This window comes from Moraxella sp. HMSC061H09 (assembly GCF_001809255.1).
Classification (GTDB): Bacteria; Pseudomonadota; Gammaproteobacteria; order Pseudomonadales; family Moraxellaceae; genus Moraxella; species Moraxella catarrhalis.
The window spans coordinates 25,464-33,792 of sequence record NZ_KV796844.1; the positions used below are offsets into that span (position 1 = coordinate 25,464).

At 39.4% G+C, this 8,329-nt stretch carries 3 protein-coding genes, 1 tRNA gene and 2 pseudogenes; 1 reads left to right on the plus strand and 5 read right to left on the minus strand.

All coding sequences use genetic code 11. From position 1 onward, the window contains the following. The first annotated feature begins 70 nt into the window (after window positions 1-70). Window positions 71-1,336, plus strand: a complete 1,266-nt coding sequence (locus HMPREF2573_RS03795; protein ID WP_070472600.1) for an NnrS family protein — start codon at window positions 71-73, stop codon at window positions 1,334-1,336. Between the two features lie 320 nt (window positions 1,337-1,656). On the opposite strand, the gene HMPREF2573_RS03800 is transcribed toward HMPREF2573_RS03795, so the two are convergent. The 5 genes and pseudogenes from HMPREF2573_RS03800 to HMPREF2573_RS03830 all read right to left on the minus strand — a co-directional run bounded on the left by HMPREF2573_RS03800 (window position 1,657) and on the right by HMPREF2573_RS03830 (window position 7,964). Beyond that, window positions 1,657-1,732: transfer RNA gene (locus HMPREF2573_RS03800), tRNA-Gly, on the minus strand. A gap of 146 nt (window positions 1,733-1,878) precedes the next feature. Next, window positions 1,879-3,336: a tRNA uracil 4-sulfurtransferase ThiI gene (gene thiI, locus HMPREF2573_RS03805; RefSeq protein ID WP_036331667.1), complete on the minus strand. Its 1,458-nt coding sequence runs from the start codon at window positions 3,334-3,336 to the stop codon at window positions 1,879-1,881. Window positions 3,337-3,474: 138 nt separating this feature from the next. After that, entirely contained in the window at window positions 3,475-6,339 is a 2,865-nt protein-coding gene (locus HMPREF2573_RS03810; RefSeq protein ID WP_003673045.1) for a TonB-dependent receptor plug domain-containing protein, read from the minus strand. Between the two features lie 262 nt (window positions 6,340-6,601). Then, a pseudogene (locus tag HMPREF2573_RS09565) lies at window positions 6,602-7,233 on the minus strand (3-oxoacid CoA-transferase subunit B). Between the two features lie 36 nt (window positions 7,234-7,269). Continuing rightward, window positions 7,270-7,964: pseudogene (locus HMPREF2573_RS03830) on the minus strand (CoA transferase subunit A). Window positions 7,965-8,329 lie beyond the last annotated feature (365 nt).

Here is an 8,329-nt window from a genome sequence, read left to right on the forward strand (position 1 = left end):
ATTTTAAAAATAGTGATTTAATCAGCAGATTACTTTTTCGACAATCGTAATAACAATTCAAAGATTCGCCATGCTTATGAATATCCAAAACACCGCCAAACGCCCAACATCTCCCCATCCCATTTTAAATTTGGGTTTTCGCATATTTTTTGTGGGTTCGGCGGTGTTTGCTGTGATAAGTATGCTGCTTTGGCTGGTGATATTACAAGGGTTTGCTCCTTTTCAAGGCGTGGTTACGCCCTTTTATTGGCATGGTCATGAGATGGTGTTTGGTTATGCTTTAGCAGTGATTGCAGGGTTTTTATTAACGGCAGTCAAAACATGGACAAATCAGCCCATGCCTTATGGCTGGCATTTGGGGGCGATATTTGGGGCGTGGGCGGTATCTCGCTTTATCTGGTTTGGGCTTCATGTCACACCTAGCATTGCCCTGTTCATGGCGGCTTTTGTATTTGACATGATATTTTGGGGCATGACTGCTTTTGCTGTCATCAAAGCGGTGTGGGCTGTTCGCCAAAAACGTCAAATTGGTATCATTACCAAACTTTTACTATTAGGTTTGACTCAGGTTGCTTTTTATGTGGGTGCGCTGATAAATCATCACAACACACAGCAAATCGCCTTATATTTTGCCTTATATTTGGTGATTGGTGTGGTGTTTACCATTGCACGGCGTGTTTTGCCATTCTTTATTACCAAAGGCATCAGCGTCAATCATGATGGCACACCAAATGGCATGCAGCTTGAACAAAAAAACTCCGATCTACTGGACAGGCTCAATTTATTTGGTTTTTTTGGATTTGTCATTTTTGATTTGTTCATCAAACAGCCCATGATTGCTGGCGTGTGTGCGTTAGTATGTTTGATGGCTAATTTGGCACGCCTAAAAAACTGGTATCACCACGCCATCTGGCAAAAGCCCCTGCTGTGGTCACTCATCATTGCATTTTTTGGCATGACGATAAGTTTGGCGATGTTTGTACTTTATCCGATTTCCACACAGTTAAATTGGTTTAGCTCTGTTAATATCCACACGCTTGGACTACATGGTTTGGCGGTGTTTGGCATTGGACTGATGACGATTGCCATGATGGCTCGGGTGTCGCTTGGACATACTGGCAGAAATATCCATCAGCCCCCTGCCACTGTGTCATTAATGTTCATGTTGATGATTTTGTGTGGCATATTTCGTGTGGTCTTACCGCTATTTTTTAATGATAGTTATATGCCGCTCATGTTATTATCACAAGTATTGTGGATAGCGTCTTTTGTGATATTTTGTCTTTGTTATGTGGGCATCTTAGTAAAACCAAGAACCGATGGACTTTTTGGATAGCGTAAATAAACATTTAGATATTCATTTATAAAACCAACTTACAGCCACAATATTTATCATGTATCAAACATGCAAAATAAGTACGCTACCAATGTTAAACCTAAGATTGTATTCGTTGATAAAAGATAAAAGCTTTCGAGTACATACCGTTACATTTTCTAGCTATTCGATTTAGTAGCTTACAATCAAAATGTTCAACGCCTTTGATATGATTGTTTTCTTTTTGCAAATTCTTTTGCTTGATTAATTTTAAAATGCTTAAAATGAGTAACTTCAACAACAAAAAAGCCCAAATCTTTCGATTTGGACTTTTTAAAATTTGGAGCGGGAAACGAGATTCGAACTCGCGACCCCGACCTTGGCAAGGTCGTGCTCTACCAACTGAGCTATTCCCGCTTTGTGTGGCATATTATATGCCAAATTTATTCAATGTCAAGCATTTTTTCAAGCATTTTTTAAACTTTTTTCGGTGAACGATGACACACCCTACCCCTTTGATAACACGCTGATATCAGGGTGAAATTTGATGAGTTAATCCATGCCTACAGACCACTTTGGGGTGATGATGGTTTAAATATTTTGACATTATGATGCCCTTTTGCCAATAGTTGGGCTGCTTGCAATCGACTCATCACGCCTTGTTGGCAGTATAACAAATAGGTTTTGGTGGGGTCAAGTTGATCAAATTCTGATAGCAACTTATAAAATGGCAGCGTAATCACGGCAGCATCTACCTTAAGTGGCTTGTCATCTACTTCATCTGGCATACGAATATCTAATACCACCTGCTGTGATGTGATGTGTTGCACCACTTCAGCAGTCACAATTTTTTCATGAATATTCAAATCTCGGATATCACTAAATTTGGCTGTCTGTATGGCATAATTTAAAATCTCAAAATTAAAATTTGCTTCTTGTTCCAAAATCTTAGACTTAAGTGCCTTGACCGTGGGTGATTTTGAGATAACACCGCAATACTCAGGCATTGACTTGGCAATGTTTGCAGTGCCAATTTTTTCTGCCATTTTTATGATATCTTCTTTATCACTGGTAATTAAAGGGCGTAAAATCAATGTAGATGATGCTGCATCAATCGCATTAAGATTGGTTAATGTTTGGCTTGCCACCTGACCCATCGCCTCTCCTGTTACCAGTGCTTGGATCTTTATTTGTTGAGCAATCTGACTGGCAGCTTTTACCATCATGCGTTTTAGGACAACGCCCATATGGCCATCATCAATCGTTTTTAATATCTCAGCAACAACAGGTTCAAAATCTACCGTAATAAACCATACCTTATGCGACAAAGAATAGCGAGACCATAGATGATAGGCCATCTGCTTGACACCCAATTCATGTGCCTGACCGCCCAAATTAAAAAAACAATAATGCACACGGCTACCACGACGCATGAACATATGGCTTGCCACACCAGAATCAAAACCACCTGAAATCAGCGATAATACATCTTCTTGGGTACTCATTGGATATCCACCCAAGCCCTCAAAACGACCCTTAACAATCATCATATGATCATGATCAATCTCGATATGAATGGTAATATCAGGATTTTTTAACTTCACACTTGCACTGTCAATAGACTGATTTAGACCACCGCCAATATATCGCATCGCATCCATTGAGTTGAACTCTGTCTTACCACGGCGTTTTACTCGTACACAAAATGATTTATTAATTAGTTTATCTTTATATTCTAGATAAGTATGCTCAAAAATATCATGTAAATTATGATACGGTTTTTCATCCACCTCCAAAAAATGATGAATGCCTGAAATCCGTTGCAGGGTATCACGAATGAGCAATTTTTTTTCATCGCTCGACCTGACCTCGATAAAATCCCAATGGCGAATCACTAAAACTTGTTCATCAACATGACATAATACCGCCTTGATATTATGAGATAAGATTTTGACAAAACGCCTGCGAACTGAGTCGCTTTTCATGATAATTTCAGGAAATAATTTGACGATAAATTTCATACGATACTCAACTTTGCCATAAAACATCAACATAAAAAAGAGTTAAGTTTGCATATCAACCATGCAAACTTAACTCATAAAATATCACACAAAATCAATTAAGACCAGTTATTTAAGCTACACTCATCAATCAAACAACTACCACTTATAAGTCATTGAAAATAATAAAGAACGCCCTTTGGCAAAATTGGTCAATACCGAGCGAGTAGTACCGCCGTATTTTGCATCAGGCTTACACAACTGCCCCGCTGCACAAGGTGCGCCTTCGTCTGCATCATTATAATATGAATGATAATAACGCTGAGTGGCGGCATCATTGTTGGCATCTAAGGGGTCAATATACAGTTTATCAAACGCATTTTGCACATCAAGACGCATCACCAAATCTTTTATTGGCTCATAAGCAACATAAAAATCATGCACCAAAGGCTGTCTTTTTAGCATCTCAATTTGCTTGATGACATGAGCACCTTTATCATCTGAATGCGATGTATTGCCACCATGCGTGCCATCAATGTATCTGGGTTCAATGGTCGCTCGTGGGCTTTGTCCATAATAACGCACCGCACTGCCTATGGTGAGTTTGTCATCAAAGCCACGCACACCAAGTTCAAAACGACCATAATCTTTGGGCAACATTGACACTTTGCTTAGCCCATAGCCTTGGGTTAATTGGTCTTCTTTTGAGCTATTTCGTGGGGACTCGCTGGCATCGCTATAATTGGTTGGCTGGTCGGTCTTTTGTCTGGCATAAGACAAATTGGTAAAATACCGCCCAGCATCATAGTTGATTTCAAGCTCTAAGCCCTGTTTATGCACAGGCATTTGCCAATTGCGATGCTGTATGGTATCGCCTTTTAATGCACCACTGGTCACCCAACTGGGTGGATTTTTTGTGTCATACCATTTACCATAAACATTATGAATGTAATTGTTAATACGGCTTTGATAACCCACTACTTTTAGCCCCAAAGTATCGTTGTCTGTCAATAGATTGCGTTTAAAAACATTAAAACCCAACTGATATGTATTGGCTTGTTCTGGTTTTAATGCGGTATTGACACCAACATCACCAATTTGAGAAAAGAACATTTCTTGAATGTTGGGCATTCTGTGCGTGCGTGCAAAGCTGACAAAAGGCATAAAACCTGTGTCATATTTGGCACTTAAAGTAACAGAATGGTTGATGGCGTGTTTTTTACCAGAAGTGGTTACCAAAGGCTCATACACATCACAACTTGGCGAGCAGTGCTGTTTATAAATTTGCGAATCTTCACCAAACTTATCTTGAAACTCTTTTTGGCTGCTATAATAACTGGCATGCTCACCACTAAAACGGTACTGACTGGCATTAACGCTATAATCTAACTGATATTTGTCTTTTTGTAATGATGTGTCCAAATAAATAGAATGAAAACGCTGTTTGCCTGAGGGCTGTACAATCACCGATTTTTTTGGCAGTGTGCTGCTTGTCCCCTGAAAACGACCACCACAGGCATCATAACCGCCGCCACATAATAAATCATTGGTATAAAATAGCCCAAGCTCATCTGGGAAGCGATTTTTTGAATATTCATTATGCAATATGTTCAGCCCAACGGTTGTGGTCAAATCCATTTGCTTTGGCAGATTAAAGGTGTGAGTGTTGTTCAGGTCAAAAAGATTGGCAGTGTTTTTGGTTTCAAAGTCTTTATCCAATTTCCAGCCTGTAAAAGTTGAACCTTTGGGGTATTTTTGTACGCCCACATTATGGGCTGCCAACACTTTTAAATCAATGATCTCATTTGGGTTGTAAGCAGCATCAAGTTGATAATTATCATTGCTGATACGGCGACTGCCTATCGTGGTGTCCATTTTACGCAGTTGTAGACCAACATCGCTGGTGTCATTGTTGTAACGAATTTTTGCCAAATGGCTTTTTGAGGTTTGGTTTAAGGCGGTGATATCAATGGGGGTGATGCTGTACTCTTTTGCACCATGCTTTTGCCACTGCTGCTGTTTGTCAGCAACATATTCATCAAACTTCTCTTTTGTATCAATACAGCCCAGCCCATAGCACTTACCGCCAAATTGATATTTTCTGTCCCATAAAGGCTTGCCTGTTTCTTTATCTAATTTGGTCAAATCTTTTTGCCAGGAACGGCTGGCTTCATTGTAAGTGAGTGCATGCTCTTTGGCAAAAACTTGTTTTTGTTTACTAAGTAGCAAATCATCACCAACATTGCCAATGTGCGTCCCGCCACCGCCAACTTTATAATTTTGGCTAATGTCTTTGTGGCTATAAGCATATAAAGCACTGATACTGCCATTATCAAGCCATCCACGTCCGCCAGCTGCCAGCATAAAATTTTTATCCGTCGCATTTTTACCGGTCAAACCCTTGGCAATGAAGCCAAAATTTTTGTCATCTTTAATCACATCATCAGCATTTAGCGTACGAAAATTGGCCGAACCTGTTAAGGTGTTGATACCACCTTTGCCATTAAAACTGCCTTTGTTTAATTCAACGCCTGCAATGAAATTTTGGTCAATCACCGCACCAAACTGTGAGGTGCCACCCCCACGCCCAGCATCGGTTGAGGTGCTGTAAAAGGTTTGGGTTACACCATCAACCATGCTATTGGCACGCCCAAATCCACTATCGCCTCGTACATTTAATGATACCAGCCCAGAGGATTTATCCTGCTGAGTAAACGCCCCTGGCACACTGCGCACAATGGCATCAATATTCTCACTGGCATTAAATACATTTTCTCGCACGCTGGTGGCCGATGCTTTGGTAAAGGGTTTTTGGGATTTTTTGGTGCCGTTGGTCGCCGTTACAACAACCTCATCTAAGATGACAGAAAAATCCGTTGCTTTTGGCACATCCTTAAGGGTATCCTCTGCCATGGCAGTTTGGGTGATGTGTAGCAAACACAAGGACAGCATGCTCAGTTTTAGCACCTTTTTGGTGTGATTTGTATGCTTGGTTTGTGTCATCAAATGAAAAATTTGGTTCATGGTATTACCTGTTATCATCATCGCTTTTGCTGACTGTGTTAATCATTTTAACGATGGCAAATGCCATCACATTGTGCCTACTTTTATCACCAATCATCACAAAATCAGGCAGAATTTGTTAAAAAGTTTGTCAAAATGTAAAAAAAAGACAATATAAATCATTATCGTTTATTTTTCAAGCATAATAATCAATCACTCATTGAATAAAATCTTGTGTCATCATTTCATTATTTTATATCATATTTATTTAAAAAATTATTAATTATTTTTCAATGATACGCACACCTGTTTTATGTTGCAATTCTTCAAAATGAACACCATCTGCCAACTCAATTAATGTTAAACCGTTATTTGTAATGTCTAAAACTGCCAAATCGGTAATAATACGATGTACCACTTTTTGACCTGTTAAAGGTAAGGTACGGTTAGATTTTATCTTAAATGAACCATCTTTGGCAACATGCTCCATCAATACAATCACCCATTGCACGCCTGTAACCAAATCCATCGCACCGCCCATGCCTTTAACCATCTTACCTAGAATCATCCAGTTGGCCAAATCACCGTGTTCGCTAACCTCCATCGCCCCCAAAATTGCCAAATTCACCTTGCCACCACGAATCATCGCAAATGATTGCGAGCTACTAAAAACTTGCCCCCCATTTGTGCGGTCACTGTTTGCTTACCAGCATTGATTAAATCGGCATCAATGTCATCTTCGGTAGGAAATGCACCAATGCCAAGTAATCCATTTTCAGACTGTAGCATAACATTAACACCCTTTGGAATGTAATTGGCAACTAAGGTTGGTAGCCCAATACCAAGATTGACATAAAAACCATCTTGCAGCTCTTGGGCGGCTCTTTGTGCCATCTGTTCACGATTCCACGCCATAACTGATACTCCTTATAATAATATTATGATGATACACTACGAGATGGTACGCTGCTCGATGCGTTTTTCTGGATTAGCATTTACAATGATATGATGTATATAAATACCAGGCAAATGTACACTGTTTGGATCAATCTCCCCTATCTCTAAAAGCTCTTCAACCTCAACCACAGTTATTTTGCCTGCGGTGGCGACATCGGGGTTAAAGTTGCGTGCTGTATGGCGAAATATCAAATTGCCTGCCTTGTCAGCTTTGTAGGCTTTAACCAATGCCACATCAGCCACCAATGAGCGTTCCATGATGTAATCTTCACCGTCAAATTACCTGATTTCTTTGCCAATAGCGACCTGTGTACCGACACCTGTTTTGGTAAAAAAGCAGGAATGCCAGCACCACCTGCACGCAGCTTTTCTGCCAATGTGCCTTGAGGGGTCAATTCAACCTCCAGCTCACCTGATAAAAATTGCCGTTCAAATTCTTTATTTTCGCCCACATATGAGGCGATCATTTTTTTAATCTGATGGGTTTTTAGTAATAATCCTAAGCCAAAATCATCAACACCAGCATTATTACTAATGCAAGTTAAGCCTTTAACACCAGTATCACACAGTGCAGCAATCAGCTACTCTAGGATACTACATAAACCAAACCCACCCACTGCGATGGTTTGGTTATCTTTGACGATATCCGCCAATGCCGATTTGGCATTTTCATATACTTTATTGTTCATTATTTATCCTCCTGATAAAACCAAAATCGAGCAAATTAACCGTTTAATTATTAATTATCCAAAAAAATTATCCAAAAATAAGCAATATCCTATAAATTCAACTTACAAATAGCCAAGTGACATGAAGCAATATCCCTTTATTCACCAAACGACAATCAATAAAACCAATGTCTAACATTAAAAATCTCACTGTATCGCAATTCATGCCCTTTTACAAGTGTACACTTAAAAAATATAAATAAAGTCCATCAGCTCATCAATCAAGATGCACCCATCATCAAACCTAAAAGTATGGTACTCGTATCAAAAAGTACCAAAAATATCAGTAAATAATAAAAAATAACCCATTAAATATCAATAACTTA